22 protein-coding genes are annotated in these 19,481 nt (G+C 66.7%); 13 read left to right on the top strand and 9 right to left on the bottom strand.

From position 1 onward, the window contains the following. The first annotated feature begins 145 nt into the window (after positions 1 to 145). The 13 genes from SBI20_RS11220 to SBI20_RS11160 all read left to right on the top strand — a co-directional run bounded on the left by SBI20_RS11220 (position 146) and on the right by SBI20_RS11160 (position 12,979). On the top strand, positions 146 to 637 hold the full coding sequence (locus SBI20_RS11220; RefSeq protein WP_317975114.1) for an RrF2 family transcriptional regulator: 492 nt from the start codon (positions 146 to 148) through the stop codon (positions 635 to 637). Beyond that, positions 634 to 2,142, top strand: a complete 1,509-nt coding sequence (sufB, locus tag SBI20_RS11215) for a Fe-S cluster assembly protein SufB (protein ID WP_317975113.1) — start codon at positions 634 to 636, stop codon at positions 2,140 to 2,142. The genes SBI20_RS11220 and sufB overlap by 4 nt, the downstream gene beginning before the upstream one ends. A gap of 96 nt (positions 2,143 to 2,238) precedes the next feature. Then, the gene (gene sufC / locus SBI20_RS11210; RefSeq protein WP_317975112.1) at positions 2,239 to 2,979 is read left to right on the top strand and encodes a Fe-S cluster assembly ATPase SufC; all 741 of its coding nucleotides are present in this window, start codon (positions 2,239 to 2,241) and stop codon (positions 2,977 to 2,979) included. After that, on the top strand, positions 2,976 to 3,713 hold the full coding sequence (locus SBI20_RS11205) for a SufD family Fe-S cluster assembly protein (protein ID WP_317975111.1): 738 nt from the start codon (positions 2,976 to 2,978) through the stop codon (positions 3,711 to 3,713). Before sufC ends, SBI20_RS11205 begins: the two co-directional genes overlap by 4 nt. Positions 3,714 to 3,733: 20 nt before the next feature. Beyond that, a complete protein-coding gene (locus SBI20_RS11200; RefSeq protein ID WP_317976115.1) occupies positions 3,734 to 4,930 on the top strand; it encodes a cysteine desulfurase in 1,197 nt (398 codons plus the stop codon). Next, complete coding sequence (locus SBI20_RS11195; protein ID WP_317975110.1) at positions 4,927 to 5,409, top strand: SUF system Fe-S cluster assembly protein; 483 nt, start codon at positions 4,927 to 4,929, stop codon at positions 5,407 to 5,409. The genes SBI20_RS11200 and SBI20_RS11195 overlap by 4 nt, the downstream gene beginning before the upstream one ends. A gap of 3 nt (positions 5,410 to 5,412) precedes the next feature. Next, positions 5,413 to 5,775, top strand: a complete 363-nt coding sequence (locus SBI20_RS11190; protein ID WP_317975109.1) for a HesB/IscA family protein — start codon at positions 5,413 to 5,415, stop codon at positions 5,773 to 5,775. A gap of 116 nt (positions 5,776 to 5,891) precedes the next feature. Further along, a complete protein-coding gene (locus SBI20_RS11185) occupies positions 5,892 to 6,785 on the top strand; it encodes an HpcH/HpaI aldolase/citrate lyase family protein (protein WP_317975108.1) in 894 nt (297 codons plus the stop codon). A 100-nt stretch (positions 6,786 to 6,885) separates the two neighbouring features. Further along, positions 6,886 to 8,421 carry a PAS domain-containing protein gene (locus SBI20_RS11180; protein WP_317975107.1) on the top strand — a complete coding sequence of 512 codons (1,536 nt, stop codon included), beginning with the start codon at positions 6,886 to 6,888 and terminating at the stop codon, positions 8,419 to 8,421. A 175-nt stretch (positions 8,422 to 8,596) separates the two neighbouring features. Continuing rightward, the gene (locus SBI20_RS11175) at positions 8,597 to 9,865 is read left to right on the top strand and encodes a DUF459 domain-containing protein (RefSeq protein ID WP_317975106.1); all 1,269 of its coding nucleotides are present in this window, start codon (positions 8,597 to 8,599) and stop codon (positions 9,863 to 9,865) included. Next, positions 9,862 to 11,199 carry a GDSL-type esterase/lipase family protein gene (locus tag SBI20_RS11170; protein ID WP_317975105.1) on the top strand — a complete coding sequence of 446 codons (1,338 nt, stop codon included), beginning with the start codon at positions 9,862 to 9,864 and terminating at the stop codon, positions 11,197 to 11,199. Before SBI20_RS11175 ends, SBI20_RS11170 begins: the two co-directional genes overlap by 4 nt. 11 nt (positions 11,200 to 11,210) lie before the next feature. Beyond that, positions 11,211 to 12,644 carry an MBOAT family O-acyltransferase gene (locus tag SBI20_RS11165; RefSeq protein ID WP_317975104.1) on the top strand — a complete coding sequence of 478 codons (1,434 nt, stop codon included), beginning with the start codon at positions 11,211 to 11,213 and terminating at the stop codon, positions 12,642 to 12,644. A gap of 38 nt (positions 12,645 to 12,682) precedes the next feature. Then, a complete protein-coding gene (locus tag SBI20_RS11160) occupies positions 12,683 to 12,979 on the top strand; it encodes a hypothetical protein (RefSeq protein WP_317975103.1) in 297 nt (98 codons plus the stop codon). 41 nt (positions 12,980 to 13,020) lie between these two features. On the opposite strand, the gene SBI20_RS11155 is transcribed toward SBI20_RS11160, so the two are convergent. The 9 genes from SBI20_RS11155 to SBI20_RS11115 all read right to left on the bottom strand — a co-directional run bounded on the left by SBI20_RS11155 (position 13,021) and on the right by SBI20_RS11115 (position 19,241). Next, on the bottom strand, positions 13,021 to 13,701 hold the full coding sequence (locus tag SBI20_RS11155) for a cell wall hydrolase (RefSeq protein WP_317975102.1): 681 nt from the start codon (positions 13,699 to 13,701) through the stop codon (positions 13,021 to 13,023). Between the two features lie 193 nt (positions 13,702 to 13,894). Next, positions 13,895 to 14,254 carry a DUF1491 family protein gene (locus SBI20_RS11150; RefSeq protein WP_317976114.1) on the bottom strand — a complete coding sequence of 120 codons (360 nt, stop codon included), beginning with the start codon at positions 14,252 to 14,254 and terminating at the stop codon, positions 13,895 to 13,897. Positions 14,255 to 14,276: 22 nt separating this feature from the next. Next, positions 14,277 to 14,738, bottom strand: coding sequence for a PTS sugar transporter subunit IIA (locus SBI20_RS11145; protein ID WP_317975101.1), 462 nt, complete (start codon positions 14,736 to 14,738; stop codon positions 14,277 to 14,279). A gap of 149 nt (positions 14,739 to 14,887) precedes the next feature. After that, entirely contained in the window at positions 14,888 to 15,466 is a 579-nt protein-coding gene (gene hpf, locus SBI20_RS11140) for a ribosome hibernation-promoting factor, HPF/YfiA family (protein ID WP_317975100.1), read from the bottom strand. Positions 15,467 to 15,543: 77 nt separating this feature from the next. Continuing rightward, positions 15,544 to 16,269, bottom strand: coding sequence for a DNA polymerase III subunit epsilon (gene dnaQ, locus SBI20_RS11135; RefSeq protein ID WP_317975099.1), 726 nt, complete (start codon positions 16,267 to 16,269; stop codon positions 15,544 to 15,546). A 48-nt stretch (positions 16,270 to 16,317) separates the two neighbouring features. Then, complete coding sequence (gene coaE / locus SBI20_RS11130; protein ID WP_317975098.1) at positions 16,318 to 16,923, bottom strand: dephospho-CoA kinase; 606 nt, start codon at positions 16,921 to 16,923, stop codon at positions 16,318 to 16,320. Between the two features lie 4 nt (positions 16,924 to 16,927). Then, entirely contained in the window at positions 16,928 to 17,821 is an 894-nt protein-coding gene (locus SBI20_RS11125) for a shikimate dehydrogenase family protein (protein ID WP_317975097.1), read from the bottom strand. Then, positions 17,818 to 18,402 carry a Maf family protein gene (locus SBI20_RS11120; protein ID WP_317975096.1) on the bottom strand — a complete coding sequence of 195 codons (585 nt, stop codon included), beginning with the start codon at positions 18,400 to 18,402 and terminating at the stop codon, positions 17,818 to 17,820. Before SBI20_RS11120 ends, SBI20_RS11125 begins: the two co-directional genes overlap by 4 nt. After that, a complete protein-coding gene (locus tag SBI20_RS11115) occupies positions 18,399 to 19,241 on the bottom strand; it encodes a pyruvate, water dikinase regulatory protein (RefSeq protein ID WP_317975095.1) in 843 nt (280 codons plus the stop codon). The genes SBI20_RS11120 and SBI20_RS11115 overlap by 4 nt, the downstream gene beginning before the upstream one ends. Between the last annotated feature and the right edge of the window lie 240 nt (positions 19,242 to 19,481).

Raw genomic sequence — 19,481 nt, 5'->3', positions numbered from 1 at the left:
CAGCCCTTTTGGCCCGAAATCGGGAAAACGGCTTTCGAATCTGAGGCCAAAAGCGCGCCTTGCAAGTGCGAAGGCACGCGCCTAGATAACCGGAACGATTCGGTCTGATTTGACCGTTCCCTTGGTTCATGGCGCGAGCGGTGCGATGCGATTGTCGAGCATGGCAGACTATGCGGTGGTGATGATGTGCGCGGCGGCGCGCCATTGCGGCTGCCATCGCGCCGACCGTTCGCTGCTTTCGGCCCAGCAGCTCGCCCACGAAACCGGCCTTCCGGCCCCCACTGTCCAGAAGCTGGTCAGCAAGATGTCGGCCGCCGGGCTGCTCAAGTCGGTGCGCGGGGCGCGCGGCGGGCTCAAGCTCGCCCGGCCCGCCGCCGCGATCAGCCTCGCGGACATCATCGAAGCTGTGGAAGGCCCGATTGCCATGGCCGCATGCAGCGGGCAGGGGCGCGGCGATTGCACGCTTGAGGGTGCCTGTTCGGTCCGGCCACACTGGCCCGCGGTGGACGCTGCCTTGCGGGGCGCTCTGTCCGGGGTGTCGCTGGTCCAGCTTGCCCGCCCCACATCCTCTACCCCCGTCTCCTCTCCCGGGGCTGCCGCGATGGTCGCCCCCGTACCTGCCGAGTTGCCTGCATGACCGACGAAACGATCAACGAAACCCCCGTTCGGGAGGACACCGTCAAGGATCAGGCCGCGCGCGAGGCTGCTGCCCGCGTGGCCGAGTACGAGCACGGCTGGGTCTCCGACATCGAGCAGGAATATGGCCCCAAGGGCCTCTCGGAAGACACCGTGCGCTTCATCTCGGCCAAGAAGGACGAGCCGGAGTGGATGCTCGAATGGCGCCTGAAGGCCTATCGCCACTGGCTGACCCTGCCCATGCCCGACTGGGCCAAGCTGAACATCCCGCCGATCGACTATCAAAACGCCTATTACTGGGCCGCGCCCAAGAAGAAGGACGGCCCCAAGTCGCTCGACGAGGTCGATCCCGAAATCCTGCGCGTCTATGAAAAGCTGGGCATTCCGCTGGCTGAGCAGGCGGTGCTGGCCGGTGTCGAGGGCGCACGCAAGATCGCGGTCGATGCGGTGTTCGACAGCGTTTCGGTGGCCACCACCTTCCGCAAGGAACTGGAAGCCGCGGGCGTCATCTTCCGCTCGATCAGCGAAGCGATCCGCGAATATCCCGAACTGGTCCGGCGCTGGCTGGGCAAGGTCGTGCCGATGCACGACAACTTCTTTGCCGCGCTCAACTGCGCGGTCTTTTCCGACGGCACCTTCGTCTACATCCCCGAGGGCGTGCGCTGCCCGATGGAGCTGTCGACCTATTTCCGCATCAACGCGGAAAACACCGGCCAGTTCGAACGCACGCTGATCGTCGCCGACAAGGGCGCCTATGTGTCCTACCTCGAAGGCTGCACCGCGCCCCAGCGCGACGAAAACCAGCTTCACGCGGCGGTCGTCGAACTGGTCGCGCTCGACGACGCGGAGATCAAGTATTCGACCGTCCAGAACTGGTATCCGGGCGACGCGGAAGGCAAGGGCGGCATCTACAACTTCGTGACCAAGCGCGCGCTGTGCCAGGGCGCGCGGTCCAAGGTCTCGTGGACGCAGGTGGAAACCGGCTCGGCGGTCACGTGGAAGTATCCGAGCTGCGTCCTCAATGGCGAGGATTCGGTCGGCGAGTTCTATTCGGTGGCCGTCACCAACAATTTCCAGCAGGCCGACACCGGCACCAAGATGATCCACAACGGCAAGCGCAGCCGCTCGACCATCGTGTCGAAGGGGATCAGCGCGGGCCATTCGAACAACACCTATCGCGGCCTCGTGCGCGTGGCCCCGCAGGCCGAAGGCGTGCGCAACTTCACCCAGTGCGACAGCCTGCTGCTGGGCGGCGACTGCGGCGCGCACACGGTGCCCTATATCGAGGTGAAGAACCCCTCGGCGACCATCGAGCACGAAGCGACGACCAGCAAGATCAGCGACGACCAGCTGTTCTATGCGATGCAGCGCGGGCTCGATCAGGAACAGGCCGTGGCGCTGATCGTCAACGGCTTCGCCAAGGAAGTGCTCCAGCAGCTTCCGATGGAATTCGCGGTCGAGGCGCAAAAGCTGCTCGGCATCAGCCTCGAAGGGTCGGTCGGATGATTGTGCCGACACCCCCTGCTGCCACCCCATCCGGGCGCGCGCTTCACGGTGAAGACCGCGCCGCTTTTCTTGCCCCTTGCTCGACCGGGAACTGCCATGCTGACGATAAGTGACCTCTCCAACGAAATCGCCGGCAAGGCCATCCTCAAGGGTCTGTCGCTGACCATCAATCCGGGCGAGATCCACGCGATCATGGGCCCCAACGGCGCGGGCAAGTCGACGCTGGCCTATACGCTGGGCGGGCGCCCCGGCTATGACGTGACCGGCGGCTCTGTCGATTTCAACGGGCAGGACCTGCTCGCCATGGCCCCGCACGAACGCGCGGCAGCCGGGCTGTTCCTGGGCTTCCAGTACCCGGTCGAAATCCCCGGCGTGTCCAACGTCCAGTTCCTGCGCGAGGCGCTCAATGCCCAGCGCAAGCAGCGCGGGGAAGAGCCGCTCTCGGGCGGCGCCTTCCTCAAGCTCGCGCGCGAGAAGGCCGATCTGCTGCGCATGGACATGGACATGCTCAAGCGCCCGGTGAACGTGGGCTTTTCGGGCGGCGAGAAGAAGCGCGCCGAAATGGTCCAGATGGGCATCCTCGACCCCAAGCTGGCCATCCTCGACGAGACCGACTCGGGCCTCGACATCGACGCGCTGCGCATCTGCGGCGAAGGGATCAACGCGATCATGCGCCGCCCCGACAAGGCCGTGCTGCTGATCACCCACTACCAGCGCCTGCTCGACTACGTGAAGCCCGATTTCGTCCACGTTCTGGCCGGTGGCCGGATCGTCCGCTCGGGCGGGCCGGAACTCGCGCTCGAACTCGAACAGCATGGCTACGAGGCGGTCGCGTGACCACCGCGGCGCTCCTTCCCACACGCGCAGACGAGGCATTTCGCTATGCCGATCTGGCCGCGCTCGCCACGCTCTGGCCGCTGCCCACACAGACCGTGCGGGTGGCTGCGGGCCAGAGCGAGAGCCTCTCGGTCGTGCTGGCTGAACAGGGCCCGGCGGCGCGCGATCTGGTGATCGAACTGGAACCGGGCGCCAGCTTCGACTTGCGCCTGCTCAACGCCGGGCGCGCCTATGGCCGCATCGCGGTCAAGGTGCGGCTGGCCAGGGGCGCGCGCTTCCATCTGGGCGCCGCGCAACTGGCAGGCGGCGAACAGACCGCCGAGATCGTCACCGAAGTCGTCCATGCCGAACCGGACGCGGTGTCGAGCCAGGTCGTCCGCTCGGTCCTCGCCGGGCACGCCACGGGCACCTATCTGGGCCGCGTGGTCGTCGATCGCGGGGCCGTGGGCACCGATGGCGAACAGTCGATCCGCGCCATGCTGCTCGACCGCACGGCGACGGCCAATGCCCGGCCCGAGCTGGAAATCTATGCCGATGACGTCAAGTGCGCGCATGGCTGCGCGGTGGGCGAACTCGACGCGATGGGCCTGTTCTATCTCGAATCGCGCGGGCTGCCCCCGGCAGAAGCCAAGAAGCTGATGCTTCAGGCCTTCATCGCACAAGCCTTCGTCGATGCGCCCGAAGAGGACGTGCTGACCCAGGCGGCGCTTCAGGCGCTGGGGGACCTGCTGTGAGCGAAACCAGACTCGCCCCGCTGACCGCCGCTGCCGACTGGCCGGGGATCACCGGCGCGGACGGCACGCGCTGGCACTATCTCGACACCGGCGCCACCGCCCAGAAGCCGCAGGCGGTGATCGACGCGGTCACCCGCGCCATCGGGGTCGATTACGCCACCGTCCATCGCGGCGTCTACACCCGCTCGGCAGAGATGACGCTGGCCTTCGAGGCTGCGCGCCGCAAGGTCGCGGGCCTGATCGGCGCCAATGAGGGCGAAATCGTGTTCACGCGCGGCGCGACCGAGGCGATCAACCTCGTCGCGCAGACCTGGGGTCTGGCCAATCTCAAGGCCGGTGACCGCGTGCTGCTCTCGACCCTCGAACACCATTCGAACATCGTGCCCTGGCAATTGCTGCGCGAACGGACGGGCATCGAAATCGATGTCTGCCCGCTGACCGCCGATGGCCGGATCGACCTCGACGCAGCAGAGCGCATCCTGACCCCGGCGCACAAGCTGGTCGCCTTCGGCCATGTCTCGAACGTGCTCGGCTCGGTGCTCGATGCGCCCCGCGCGGTCGCGCTGGCCCATGGCGTGGGCGCGAAGATCCTGATCGACGGCTGTCAGGCAGTTCCCCGCCTCGCGCTCGACATGAAGGCGCTCGACGTCGATTTCTACGTGTTCTCGGGCCACAAGCTCTATGGGCCGACCGGCATCGGCGCGCTCTATGCCAAGGCCGACATCCTCGACGCGATGCCCCCGTGGCAGGGCGGCGGCGCGATGATCGACCGCGTGACGTTCGAGCGCACGACCTTCGCCCCCGCGCCCCAGCGGTTCGAGGCAGGCACCCCGGCCATTGTCGAGGCCATCGGCCTTGGCGTGGCGGTCGATTATGTGCAGGCCATTGGCTTGCCTGCGATCCATGCCCACGAAACCGCGCTCGTACGCACCACGCGCGAGGCGCTGCGGTCGTTCAACGCGGTGCGCCTGTTCGGGCCGGAAGATGCCGCAGGGATCGTCAGTTTCACCCTCGAAGGGGTCCACCCCCACGATCTGGGCACGATCCTGGACGAGGAAGGCGTGGCCATCCGCGCCGGGCACCACTGCGCCCAGCCCCTGATGGACCATCTGGGCGTGCCCGCCACGGCGCGCGCCAGCTTTGGCATCTACAGCGATGAAAGCGATGTCGCCGCCCTCGTGCGCGGCATCGAGCGAACCTTGAGGATCTTCGGATGACGGCCGATACCCCCCGCTTTACTGTCGAAGAAGTCGATGCGGTCGCAGCCCCCCGCCGCGCCCATGTCGACGACATTCCCGAGCCCAAGGATGAACCCGAAGCCCCGCGCCAGCGCGACTACCTCTCGGGCTTCCTCGCCGAAAAGCCGCAGGGGCAGGACCCCGGCGCGCCGGGCGGGGAAATCTACGAAGGCGTGATCGCCGCCCTGCGCGACATCTTCGACCCCGAAATCCCGGTCAATATCTACGACCTCGGGCTGATCTATGGCGTCGACGTGAGCGCGGACGGCCATGTCGCCGTGACGATGACGCTGACCACCCCGCATTGCCCGGTGGCCGAATCGATGCCGGGTGAAGTCGAACTGCGCGTGGGCGCGGTGCCCGGCGTGCGCGATGCCGAAGTCAGCCTCGTCTGGGATCCGCCGTGGGACCCGCAGAAGATGAGCGACGACGCCAAGCTCGAACTCGGGATGCTCTGAGCCATGACCGCAACCACCACCCGCACCCGCGCGCGCCCCGCCGCGGTGATCCTCACCCCCTCGGCGGAAAACCGCATCGCCACCCTGATGGCGAGCGCGCCCGAAGGGGCCATCGGGGTCAAGCTCTCGACCCCGCGCCGGGGCTGCTCGGGGCTGGCCTATTCGGTCGACTATGTCGATGCGGCCAACCCGATGGACGAGAAGATCGAGACGCCGGGCGGCACGTTCTTCATCGACGGGGCCTCGGTGCTCTACCTCGTGGGCAGCACGATGGACTGGGTGGAAGACGACTTCCAGGCCGGTTTCGTGTTCCAGAACCCCAATGCCAAGGGCAGCTGCGGCTGCGGCGAAAGCTTCACCGTCTGAAAACCGGGCGAGCCGGAATTGGTCATCGGCCGGAATGCATGCCGAAGGCCAATTCCGTCTCGCCGTCGGCCTGATCTTCCTCCAAACCGGCCCGCGCTGATGAGAGGAGACAGGACTTGATCGACGATTCGCGCCCGTTGCGCTCGGTGCTCTACATGCCGGCCAGCAATGCCCGCGCCCTGGCCAAGGCCCGCAGCCTCGATTGCGATGCCATCATCCTCGATCTCGAAGATGCCGTCGCCCCCGATCTCAAGGCACAGGCCCGCGCCGAACTGGCCGCCCAGATCCGCGCCGGCGGCTTTGGCCATCGCCGCCTGATCGCCCGGATCAATGGCATGGACACCCCCTGGGGCGAGGCCGATCTGGCCGCGCTGGCCGATAGCCTCCCGGAACAGGAACCGGAGGCCATTCTCGTCCCCAAGGTCAGCGATGCCGCCGATATTGCCGCGCTGTCGGGCACGATGGACCGGCTCGGCTATCGGCCGTCGGTCGGGCTCTGGGCGATGATCGAGACCCCGCGCGCCGTGCTCGGAATCGAGCGAATCGCCGACATGGCCGGTTCGACGCGCCTGTCGGGCTTCGTGCTCGGCCTCAACGATCTGGCCAAGGACACCGGCATGGCGCAGGAACCGGGCCGCGCCGCCTTCGTGCCGGTGCTGGTCGCCGCCGTGCTGGCCGCGCGCGCCAATGGCCTCGTCGTGATCGACGGCGTGTGCAACGTGATCGACGATTCGGCCCTGCTGGAGGCCGAATGCACACAGGCCCGCGCCTTCGGGTTCGACGGCAAGACCCTGATCCATCCGGCGCAACTGGCTGTCACCAATGCCGTTTTCGCGCCTTCGCCACAGGATGTGGCCCAGGCGCAGGCCATCGTGGCCGCCTTTGCCGATCCGGCCAATGCCGGGCAGGGCGCCTTGCGCGTGAACGGGCGGATGGTCGAACGGCTCCACCGCGACATGGCCGAGAAGACTCTGGCCAAGGCCCGCGCGATTGCCGAACGCGCCGCATAGCGCGAAAATCATGGGAGAATTCCAAAGGCGCGACTTAATGGCTTCTTCACCATGTTGCGCCAGAAGGAACCCTTGAGGCAGTGGCATCGAGGGACCGGCCATGGATGGCATGCGCGACTATGTCGGACAGGAAACGCGTGATCGCGACGCATTCGAAGCCGCTTACGGGGCCAGTCCGGGATTCGACGGCGACGATACGCCCCCGCCGGTTCTCGAAACCGACGAACGCCGCATGCAGGTGCGCGCCTACAATTTCTGGGCGAGCATGCTGGGGACAACCCCGTTCCCGCTGGTGAAGCCGCTGCTCGACGGCCATTGGCCCGCCTTTGCCGATCATTCGGTGCTGCTCCATTTCGATGCCGGGCTCGATGATCCGGCCATCGCCTATGTCGGCGAACACCTGCTCCACGATTGCGAAGCGCCGCACACGATCCTGCGCCTCAACCAGGTGCCGGGCCGCTCGATTCTCTCGCGGATCACCGATCACTATCTCCAGATCGTCGCCAACGAGGCCCCGATCGGCTTCGAGGCCGAATTCACCAACCAGCGCGACCGCACGATCCTCTATCGCGGCATCCTGCTGCCGTTTTCCTCCGACGGCACCCGGCTCGACTATATCTATGGCGTGATCAACTGGAAGGAACTGGCCGATCAGGCCACGACCGACGGGATCATGGCCGAAATCGGCCAGTTGCTGAGCGCCAAGAAGCCGCGCCGCAAGGAACCCCGCATCGATCCGGTCGAGGCAGGCCATCTGTCCGGCCCCCTGTCCAGCCATGTGCCGCCCGCGATGCCCAATCCGGTTTTCGCGGCCAATTCCAGTCTCCCACACTCCGGCCTTCCCCATTGGGCCGATGGCCCGGCACGCGGAAGGGACGCGCCCACGCTCGATCTCGACCCCAACCTTGCGATCCCCGAACTCGATCTGGCCGATCTGGATATCGAGATCCTGCCCGCGCTCGAAACGTTTGATGACACATCATTCGGGAATACCGGGTTTGGAAATACCGGCCTGACAGAAGGGCTGGCCGAACCCGAACCCGACAGTCTGGCCGACTGGCTGGCCTGCGCACGCGAAATGGCCGAACTGGCGCTGGGCAGCGAGGATCGCACCCGGCAGGCGCTCTATGCCGCGATTGGCCGGGCCTGGGATTTCGCCCTCGCCGCCGAGGCCGAGCCCGAGGACTTCGCCGAAATGCTCGCCGATGCCGGTTTGACCATGCAGGCGCGCGCGCCGCTGATCCCGGTGGTCAAGCTCGTCTTCGGGGCCAGCTACGACAAGACCCGGCTGACCGAATATGCCACGGCGCTGGCCCATGCCCACCGCATCGGCCTCTCGCGCGGGGAACTGGGCCAGTTTCTCGGCCAGACGCCGGGCGGGCTCAAGGGCGTGGTGGCCGCCGAGCGGCGCCTGCGCCGGGCCGAGGAAGGGACCGCGCGCACCGATCCGCGCGCCGCGCTCGAAGCCGGCTTGCGCACCCTGCCGATCCGCAGCCTCGACGATCTGCCCGAAACGGGCCGCGAATTCACGCTGGTCATGGTCCGCCGCCTGCCCGAAGGCGGGCTGGCCGTGCTGGGCGAAGTGCTCGACGACGAAACCCTGCTCGAACGGGCCGCACGCCGCCTGATTCCCTGACAATCCCCTGACTTTCATCACAAAACACACAGGCTATCCACAGCCTGTGCACCGCGCGCCAAGAGGGCCTCGTCCCCCCGCGCCGTGCCTTTGTCTGCCCTGCAACTGACCGCGAAGCCGTTGACGCCTCGGCCCCCCCTCCATAGGAGCCGAGGCTGAAAGGCGGGACAGGTTCTTGAGCAGGCGCAAGCTGAACGTATTGCTGGATCGTGGGGCCGTGCTGTTCATCGGCATTGCCGTGGGCACGGTGCTGGGTGTTTCCTTTGCGACCGGCGGCAAGCCCCTGTCGGTCTTGCCTTCGGTGCTGACAGGCGGCGATAGCGCGGCCCTGCCCGATGAAGGCGGCGATGAAGGTGGTGCGCCCATGCCGGCCCGTGCCGCAGGCAAGACGGGGGCGGACAAGACGGGGGCAGGGGCCAAGACCGTCCCGCTGCCCGGCCTCGTTCCGGGATGCAGCGGCAGCTTCCCCCATGGCGCGCGGATCGACGCGGCGATCGCGTCGGGGCGGCCCATTCACATCGGCGTGTTCGGGGATTCGTTTGGCGACGGGGTCTGGAGCGCGACCAACCAGGCCTTCCGCCACCATCCCGAAGTCAAGGTCCACCAGTTCAGCCACGAAGGCACCGGGTTCACCCGCTATCGCACGCAGAACCTGCTCGACGATGCGCGCGCGCGGCTGGCCGGGCAGCCTATCGACCTCGCGCTGATCAGCATCGGCGCCAACGACACGCAGGGCCTCTTCGTCGATGGCCATGCCGCCCCCTACATGAGCGAGGCGTGGAAAACCGTGATCGGCGAGCGCGCCCGCGCGCTGGTCCAGATGCTGCAACAGCGCGGGGTGGCCGTCGGCTGGGTCGGTCTGCCGCGCATGCGCGACGCGGACTACGACCGCGACATTCAGGCCATGAACCGCTTCTTCGCCAAAGTGACCTGTCCGCTGGGCGTGCCGTTCGCCAATTCGGTGCCGCGCACCGAAGATGGCCAGCATCGCTTCTCCCTGCGGCTGGTCGATCCGGCCACCGGCAAGGATTATCTGGCCCGCGCCAACGACGGCAAGCACATGACCTTCCATGGGTATGAGGTGATCACCGCGCCGCTGGTCCGCCCGGTCCTCGCCCTGCTGGAAGGCCCCAGGGCACCGGGACCGGCGCCCTTGCCCGCTTCTGTCCCCGTGCCCAAGCCGCCCGTGCCCAAGCCGGTCGAGCCGTCCCTTGTCCACAAGCCCCGCCCGCCCAGGCCGCATCCCGACGAAGCGCCGGACAATGGCCCCGCCAAGGACAAGCAAACACCCGAAAACAAGGCGGCAAAGCCGTCTCCACCGGTTGTCCTGCCTTCGTCCACAGCCTTGCCCACGGAAAAACCGACAGGTTTGTCCACAAGCCCGGCCCATACTCCCGCCGCATCCCACACCGAAATGCCCTCACGCGGAGGAAAAGGCCAATGACCGCCACCCGCCTGCTTGCTCCGGTTTTGGTCCCGCTTCTGGCGGCTCTGGCCCTGCTCGCCCCGCATGAACCGGCGGTGGCGCAGGATGCGCCCGCTGCCCCCCTGACTCTCGCCGCACCTTTGGTGCCGGTGCCCGCGCCGGTTCCGGGGCAATTGTCGAATGCGCGGGTTCTCGCGCCGTTTCTGGCGCAACTGGCCGCAGGCACCAAAGTGGCCGCACCCAAAGTGCTGTCCATCCTCCAGATCGGCGACAGCCACACGGCGGGCGACATGGTGAGCCAGGGCCTGCGTCAGGCGCTTCAGATCCGGCTGGGGCAGGGCGGGCGCGGGATGATGCCGGCCGGAAAACCCTATCAGGGTTACCTGAGCTGGGGCGTCACCGCGCGGCAGAGCCCGGAATGGCAGGGCAATGCCCTGTTCGGCCCCCAGCGCCACGCCGATGGCGCGCTGCTCGGCTTTTCGGGCTTCACCCAGACGACGAGCACGCCCGGCGCGACGATGAGCCTGACCGCCGACAGCCCGGCCACGCGCTTCACCCGTTTCACCTTGTGCGGGCTCACCGGCCCCAGCGCGGGCGGGGTCAGCGTGACGTTCGACGGCGTTCCGGCCGAGCCGATCCAGTTTGCCGCGCCCTCGGCAGGGGCGGCCTGTTTCGTGCGGGTTTCGCCCGTTCCGGTCGGTCAGGTCGTGCTGTCTACGCTCGACACCGGCACCGTCAGCCTGACCGCGTGGGAAACCCGTACGGGCGCAAACGGGGCCATCGTGGCCAATCTGGGCGTGGTCGGTGCGCGGGTCATGCATCTGGCGCGGGCCGACGATGCCGTCGCCGGGGCCGAGATCGCCGCCGCACGGCCCGATCTGGTCATTCTGGCCTTCGGCACGAACGAAGGCTTCGACCCCGCACTCAAGCTCGACGAGACCGAGGCGATGATGCGCAGCGCGGTGGCGCGGGTGCGCGCGATGGCCGGGCCTGCGGTGCCGATCCTGCTGATGGGCCCGCCTGACGCAGGCAGCAACCGCCCCGTCGTCGCCCAGCCCGAGCGCCCCGAAACGGTCGCCTGCGCGAATGGGTGGGCGATACCGGGCCATCTGGCGCAAGTGCGCAAGCTCGAACAGGGGCTGGCCACCACGCTGGGTCTGGCCTTCTGGGACTGGCAGGGCGCGATGGGCGGCCCCTGCACGACGATGGCCTGGACCGCCGCCGGGCTGCAACGGGGCGATCATGTCCACTTCACGCGCGAGGGCGGGCGGCTGATCGGGGAAAGCCTGGCGGCAGATCTGTTTGCCGCTGCTGATGCCAGTGCTGGCGCCCGCCCCGCTGCGGCGCACTGAAGGCCGGCACGGTGCTTTTTCCCACGCTTCCCTTCCACGTCTTCTTCCTGGTCGTCTTCGCGCTCAACCGGGCTCTGGCGCGCGTGCGCGGGGCCAATGGGCGCGAATGGCGGGCGATCATGCTGCTGGTCGCCTCGTGGCTGTTCTATGGCCTGTGGGAACCGCGCGCGGTGGCGCTGCTGATCGGCAGTTCGCTGGGCAACTGGTTCCTCGCCCGGCGCATTGCGACAAGCCTGAAGCACGAGCGGCGGGGAAGCGCCAAGGGCTGGCTGTGGCTGGCCATCGCGGGCAACCTCGCGCTGCTCGGCTGGTTCAAATATGCCAATTTCTTTGCCCAGCAGGCTGCCGCGCTGGCCGAGCATCTGGGCATGCCCGATGCGGTGCCCGCGCTCGACGTGATCCTGCCGGTGGGGATCTCGTTCTTCACGTTCCAGGGCATGAGCTATGTGATCGACGTGTTCAACGGCCGTACCCGGCCCGCGCGCCTGCTCGACCTGACCGTGCTGATGAGCTTTTTCCCGCATCTCGTGGCCGGGCCCATCGTGCGCCCGAGCCACCTGCTGCCCCAGTTGCGCCACGCGCCCCGGCTCGGCCGACAGGAAGCGGCGGCCTGCCTGCTCCTGATCCTGTGGGGCACGATCAAGAAGGCAGTGATCGCCAGTGATCTTTCGATCTATCTGGTCGATCCGGTCTTTTCCGATCCGTCCAGCCATTCGAGCCTCGACCTGCTGATCGCGGCCTATGGCTATGCAGTGCAGATCTATTGCGACTTTTCGGCCTATACCGACATGGCAATCGGGCTGGCCGGGCTGCTCGGCTTCCGGTTCCCGCGCAATTTCGACCAGCCCTATCGCGCGCCGAGCCTTCAGGACTTCTGGCGCCGCTGGCACATCAGCCTGTCGAGCTGGCTGCGCGACTATCTCTATATCGGCGCGTTTGGCGGCTCGCGTCAGGCGCTGTGGCGGACCTGCCTCGCGCTGCTGGGCACGATGGTTCTGGGCGGGCTGTGGCACGGGGCGAGCTGGAATTTCGTGATCTGGGGCGCGCTCCATGGCACGGTGCTGGTGGCCGAACGGCTGTGGCAGCAGGTGCGGCCCGAAGGCTGGCCCGTGCTGCCCCGCTGGCTGGGGGTGGTGATCACCTTCCACATCGTGGCGCTGGGCTGGATCTTCTTCCGCTGCACCGAGTTTTCGGGCGCGCTGGCCTATCTGCGCGGGATGGCGGCAATGACCGGAGGCACCACGCAGGCCACGCCCTGGCTGCTCGGCCTGATCGCCTTGGGCATGGCCTGCCATTTCGGGCCCCGGCTGGCGGTCCAGCATCTGGCGCGCCAGCTCGGGCGGCTGCCCGGCTGGACGGTGGGCCTGCTCGGCGCCTTCGTGCTGCTGGTGATCGAAGGCTTTCGCGGACAGGGCATGGCCCCGTTCATCTACTTCCAGTTCTGAGCTGAAGGGGGCACGTCTTGCGCAAAAAGAAACAGCCCATGGATGCCGACGGCCTCCCTTGGGGGGAATCTCCGATCGATCTGGCAGGCGAGGCCGATGCCACGCTCCAGACCGGCTGGCGCTGGACATGGGGCCTGCTGGGCGCCAGCAGCGTGGCGCTGGTCCTGTTCAATTCCCACGCGCTGGCCAACTGGGCCGATCAATTGCCGCCCAGCGCGCTGGTTGCCCCCATCGTCACGGCGGCGGATGCCTGGCACGAGCAAGCGGGCAGGCTCGGTCTCAACACCGTGGTCGATACCGTGGCCGACTGGGCCAAGGCGCTGCGGAAGCAGTGAGCGCGGCGGCAGGGCCATTGCGCCCCGCTGCCAAAGCATTTTCAGCGGTAGAAGACGTGCCCGCCAATGGCCGCAAGGCGGGTCTTGCCCCAGCGCGGCGAAACGCGCGCCGCGTGGAAGAACAGCGCACCTTCGACCGGGCTTTTCCAGCTTCCCTGATCGGCGATCTGGGCGATGCGGGCGGCGTTGGCCCAATAGCGGCTGGTGTGGCTGATCGCGGGCATCGTGTGGCCATGCACGAACGAGAACTGCGAAGGCTGGTAGACCACCCCGCAATAGGACGAAGGATAGCGGCCCGAATGGCTGCGCGCCACGATCACGCGGGCCACGGCCAGTTGCCCGGCGAGGCTTTCGCTCTTGGATTCAAAATAGACCGCGCCAGCCAGACATTCCAGTTCGGGCGAGAGCGAGGCGGGCAGGGGGGTCGCCTCGACAAGGTCGGCCAGCGAGGCCGGGGCGCCAGCGGGCGCTTGCGGTGCGAAAGCGGCAAGAGCAGCCGATTGCGGCGCAGAAGCCGAAATCGCCCCGTTGGCGGGGCCTTCGGGCACCGCCACCATCAGGTCCTGCGGGCCAGCCTTGCTGATGCCATTGCTGGCGATGACATGAACGGTATCCTCGGCCTGTACGGCGGAAACGCCGCACAACGCTGCAAACGCGATGATGCCATAGACCGCCTTGCGGACGGCACCGGACACGCGGGCAACGTGAAAAGGAACGATCATCTACCATCTTGCATTGGGCGGTGATCGGCCAGCCACGGCGTGCAGACCCCGAAATCCGGCATAAGCCGGACAAGGGCCGCAAGGGCCATGGCGGAAAACCCCCGTCTGCGTGCAGCGCCTCCAAACCCCATGCCAAGCGGCGCTGCCTGCGCATTTGCGATGGATTGCGGGATTATCCACAGGCCGGGGGGAGTCAATCGAGGGCCGGTCCGTTCCCGACGAAGTGTTTCTGGTTCGCGACAGTCAGTTCAAGCAGCCAGAGATCGGGGTCCCGCGCGGTTCGGCGGGCCAGATAATCCTCAAAATCCTGTTTATTTTCAGATACCTGTTTTTTCGTACAGGTCCACGGACGGCTGCCGTCGGGCTGGGGCAGGCGCTCCCACAGGCTGGCCAGATCCTCGCCAGGCTGCTGATTTTCGAGGAAAACGAGGGCAATGGTCCCCGCATCGGGATCGCCCTTGTGGACGACCATCGCAAAGCCACCTTCGGCCTGGGCCTGACGGATCAGCGCCGAAGCCTCAAGCCGGGCGGGAAGGCGGGGTTCGTCCGGAATGCGCGCCTCCGGGCCGAAAGGCTCAGGCCGCGTCGCGGTCGATGACGTTGACGAGCACACCGTAGAGCGCGTCGGCATCGGGCGCACTGCTGAGGCGCTGGTGCATGCGATCATCGCGCATCAGGCGGCTGATCGCGGCCAGCGCCTGAAGATGGACGGCACCGGCCTGTTCGGGCGAAAGCAGGCCGAACACGCAATCGACCGGCATGCCATCGGCAGCCTCGAAATCGACCGGCTCTTCAAGACGGAAAAACGCCGCCACCGGGCGGGCGAGATGTTCGAGGCGGGCGTGGGGGATGGCAACGCCACGGCCAAAGCCGGTGCTGCCCAGACTCTCGCGTTCCTCGATCCGCTCCTGCACATGATCGCGATCGAGCTGGTAGACGCTGGCAAAGCAATCAGCCAGCGCATCGAGAATCTGCGCTTTGGATTCGGCGCGGATCACCCGTACCGCCTGGGGATCAATGGTAAAAAGTGTGGTCATGAAAGGAAAATTGCCACAGCCAGTGCAGAGCTACACTCAAGATGCCGGCGCAATGCGCCCTATTCTCGTCCTATGCAAGCGCCGAATTGTATGACTTCCCATGCGGGGACACCCCTCCCCGCATGGGAAATCCTCAGATATGCACGCGATTATGCGCCAGCCGGTTCGACCCAGCCAATCGAGCCATCGCCACGGCGATAGACCATGTTGTGAACCCCCGTGCCCGCGTTCTTGAACAGCAGGGCATTGGTGTTGCGCAGATCAAGCATGATCACCGCATCCGAGACGGTGGCGGTGGGCACATCGACCCTCGTTTCGGCGATCACCAGCGGGGCGTCGGCGGCGGGTTCCTCGTGCTCCTCGACCGGTTCCTCGACGAGGAACACGGTATAGGCGGCCTCTTCGGAGCGGCGCGCGAAATCGGCCCCCTCGGAATGGGCCTTGATCCGGCGCTTGTAGCGGCGCAGCTGCTTGTCGATCTTTTCAGCCGACTGGTCGAGCGCCAGATGCGCATCCTGCGCCACGCCGCTGCCCTTGAGAATCAACCCCTGCGTCACATGGGTGACAATATCGCAGCGAAAGCCACCGTGGGGTGCCTTGCCCAAAGTGACCTGCGAGGAAAGCGCGCGGGAGAAGTACTTGTCGACGATACCCGAAAGCCGATCAGCCGCGTGGGCTTCGAAGGCGGCGCCGGTCTCGACCTGATGTCCCGAAACGCGAATGTCCATGGGTCTTCTCTCCTTCTTGTGCCCGCTCCCGTTCGCCGGCCCCCGTGGCGGCCCGACAGGAGGGGCCGCCGCGAAGGTCAGCGCGACCAGAGCGGGTTGGTAAAGCCCGCCATGAACTGGGCATGGCGAGCCAATTCCGCCTCGCTGGCCGCATGGGGCCGAGGCTCGCGGAAAACGCGGGTGATGCTGGCCTCCCTGGCCGAAGCCAGCGCCGCCCCATCACCCGAGGCACCGGCCACCACACCTGAAACAGCGGCAGCGGCATCCTGCCCCGCCAGTTCCAGGCCGATCTGCCGGCCCCCCATCAATTCGACATAGAGTTGCGCCAGAAGCTCAGCGTCAAGCAAGGCGCCATGCTTCGTGCGGTGGCTGCGGTCGATGCCATAGCGGCTGCACAGCGCATCGAGGCTGAGCTTGGCGCCCGGATGCTTGCGCCGCGCGATAGCCACCGTATCGACCATGCGGTCACGGCTGACCTCGGGCAACCCGCAACGGGTCAGTTCGGCATTGATGAAGCCGAAGTCGAACCCGGCATTGTGCGCAACCATCGGCGCATCGCCGATGAAGGCAAGGAACTCGGCCGCACCGGCGGCAAACTTGGGCTTGTCCGACAGGAACGCGGCAGACAGGCCATGAACCGCCTCGGCCTCGGCGGGCATATCCCGCTCGGGATCGAAATAGGCATGATAGGTAGCCCCGGTGGCGACCCGGTTGACCATCTCGACACAGCCGAGTTCAACCAGCCGATCACCGCCTTGCGGATCGAGTCCCGTCGTTTCGGTATCGAAGACGATCTCACGCATGCACTTTACTTGGACCTGCCCGAAGAGGCTGGCAAGAGGCCCGGGCCATCAAGTCCGGGGGTTTTTTTCGCGCAGACGCGCCACGAGGGCCTTAACCATGTTTCGCGTCTGTTCCAGCGTGCCGCCCGTATCGATCCAGTGATCGGCGCGGGCCCGTTTTTCCGCGTCAGGCATCTGGAGGGAAAGGATATTGGCAAACTTTTCAGGCGTCATGCCGGGGCGGGCGAGCACTCGCGCGCGCTGAACCTGCGCCGGAGCGGAAACGACCGCCACCGCATCGAGCGCGCGCTCGTGCCCTTTTTCAAAGAGCAGGGGGATGTCGAAAACGACCAGCGGCTGCGCGCCATGCTCGATCAGGAACGACTCGCGCGCACGCGTCAGGGCCGGGTGTACGATGCCCTCAAGCCGGGCGAGGGCCTGCGCATCGCCGAAGACCAGTTCGCCCAGCCGGGCCCGGTTCACCCCTTCGGGCCCGGTCGTGCCGGGAAAGGCCGCCTCGATCGCGGGCAGCAGCGCGCCGCCCGGCCCCTGAAGCGCGCGCACTTGTGCATCGGCATCACAGACCGGCACGCCTTCCTCGCGCAGCATTTCGGCCACGGTCGACTTGCCCATGCCGATCGACCCGGTCAGCCCCAGCAGAAACGGCCTGCTCATGCGCTCATGCCCCGATGCGCGCGCGCAAGGCCAGATCCGCCTCTCCACGCGGCGGAACGACCCCGAAGAAGTGGCGGAACGCATAATCGGCCTGGCCGATCAGCATCGAGAGGCCATCGATGGTCTCGAAGCCGGCAGCCTTCGCCTGCGCCAGCAGCGGCGTTTCGAGAGGGTGGGTGACGATGTCGTAGAACACCGCGCCGGGCGGCGTGTGGCTGAGGTCGTAGCGCAACGGAGGCTGCCCCGCCATGCCCAGCAGCGAGGCATTGACGATGAGGTCGAGGCAATCGGCGCGATCATCGAATTCGAAATCGGTCGGATCGGCGAAATGGGCAATATCGACCGCGTGATGATCGGTCCCGCGCGCCAGTTCATCGAGCAGGGCCTGTGCCTTGGCCGGATCGCGCCCGGCCAGGACCAGCACGAAACCCGCCTCCGACAGCGCCACCACGATGGCCCGCGCGGCGCCCCCGGTGCCCATGATCCGCGCCATGCGGAAATAGTGCTTTTGCGCAAGGCGGCCTTCGAGCGGTTCGAGAAAACCGGGAACGTCGGTGTTGTAGCCGACCAGTTGCCCGTCCTCGGGAACCACCGTGTTGACCGCGCCCACGCGCGCGGCGAGCGGATCGAGCCGGTCGACCAGCCGGGCAATCGCCTGCTTGTGCGGCATCGTCACGTTGCAGCCGCGCCAGGCCGGATCGGCGCGGCGCGCGGCCAGATAATCGGCCAGACCTTCGGCGGTGACATGGGCATGGCGATAGTCCGCCGCGATCTCCAGCTTTTCGAGCCAGAAATTGTGGATCGTGGGCGACTTGGACTGGATGATCGGATCGCCGATCACTTCGGCATAGGCCCCAGAGGGAAGGGATGTGGGGAGGGATACGGGAAGGGTGCTCATGCCGCCAGCTCCCCTTGCGCGCGCAGGGCCCCCAGCAGGGCCAGCAGCGGCATGCCCAGCACGGTGAAGTGGCTGCCCTCGATGGTCTCGAACAGTTGCACGCCCAGCGCCTCGATCCGGAACACCCCCACGCAGCCCGAAACGGCGGGCCACTCCCTGTCGAGATAGCTGTCGATAAAGCTGTCGGAAAGGCGGCGAACCTTGAGCGTTGCGGTCTCGGTGTGGCGCCACACGGCCATGCCATCGCGCATCAGCACGGCAGCGCTGTGGAGCAGCATGGTCTGGCCCGAGAAGAACCGCAGATGCGCGGCGGCCTCCTCGCGGCTGGCGGGCTTGTCGAACGAACGGCCACAGACCTCGACCAGCGAATCCCCGCCCAGCACCAGCCGTCCGGGCATCATCGCGCTGACCGCCAGCGCCTTGGCCTCGGCCAGGATCAGCACCACTTCGCCGCCCGGAATGCCGATCAGCTCGCGCTTGATCGCGCCTTCATCCACATCGGCGGCAAGCGCCTCGTAAGCGACGCCTGCCGCGTCGAGCATGGCCTTGCGCGAGGCACTTTGCGAAGCAAGAACAATCATAGAGCCTTCAATCCCGGATTCGACGAACCAGCAGCCTTGCGCTCGTTGTAGAGGTTGATGATGGCCGCAGCGGTCTCCTCGATGGATCGGCGCGAAACGTCAATCACCGGCCAGCCGTTGTCGGCGAACATGCGCCGGGCATATTGCACCTCGCGGGTGACATGGTCGTTGTCCACATAGGCAGTCTCGGGCGCCTGGTTGAGCGAAAGCAGGCGGTTGCGGCGTACCGCGATCAGCCGCTCGGGGCTGGTGGTCAGCCCCACCACCAGCGGCCGCCGTACGGTATAGAGCGAGGGGGGCGGCGGGCTTTCCACCACGATCGGGATGTTGGCGACCTTGTAGCCACGGTTGGCCAGATAGATCGAGGTCGGCGTCTTGGAGCTGCGCGAAACGCCCGCGAGCAGCATGTCAGCCTCTTCCCAGTTTTCCCAGCCCACCCCGTCGTCGTGGGCGATGGTGAACTGGATCGCGTCGACGCGCTGGAAATAGGCCTCGTCCATCATGTGCTGGCGTCCGGGGCGCCCGCGCGCCTCCTGCCCCAGCTGCTGTTCGAGCGCATTGGTCACCGCATCGAGCGCGGCCACGCAAGGCAGGCCGAGCGTGGCGCAGCGCTGTTCGAGCCGGTCGCGCGTCTCGGTGTTGACGAGGGTAAACAGCACCAGCCCCGGATTGGCCGAGATTTCCCCAAGGATCCGGTCGAGGTGCTGCTGCGAACGGACCATGGGCCAGAAATGGCGGACAACATCGGCGTCCTCGAACTGAGCGAGCGCCGCTTTGGCTATCATTTCAAGGGTTTCACCGGTCGAGTCGGAAAGCAGATGGAGATGCAGCCGTGCCATGGGGCCTCTTTTGTGCACTGCGGAAAATACGCCCTTTCCCGATGGACGGCGTAACCCTGTGGAAAGGGGGACGATAAACCACGGGACGAAACCGACGACAAGTTTGGAGGCCGGATTCACCCCCACAGCGAGTCCTTCCCACCGGGAGTCTCCCACATGGGGACAGAGATTCCCACAGGCTGTGGGAATCGAGGAGAAGTTTACCTTGCTCCCGGAGTCATCAGGATTCGACCCCCATGA

This window comes from Novosphingobium sp. IK01, from assembly GCF_033242265.1.
Taxonomy (GTDB): domain Bacteria; phylum Pseudomonadota; class Alphaproteobacteria; order Sphingomonadales; family Sphingomonadaceae; genus Novosphingobium; species Novosphingobium pituita.
Note: the sequence above shows the minus strand (reverse complement) of the source record. Positions and strands in the feature narration are given on the sequence as shown.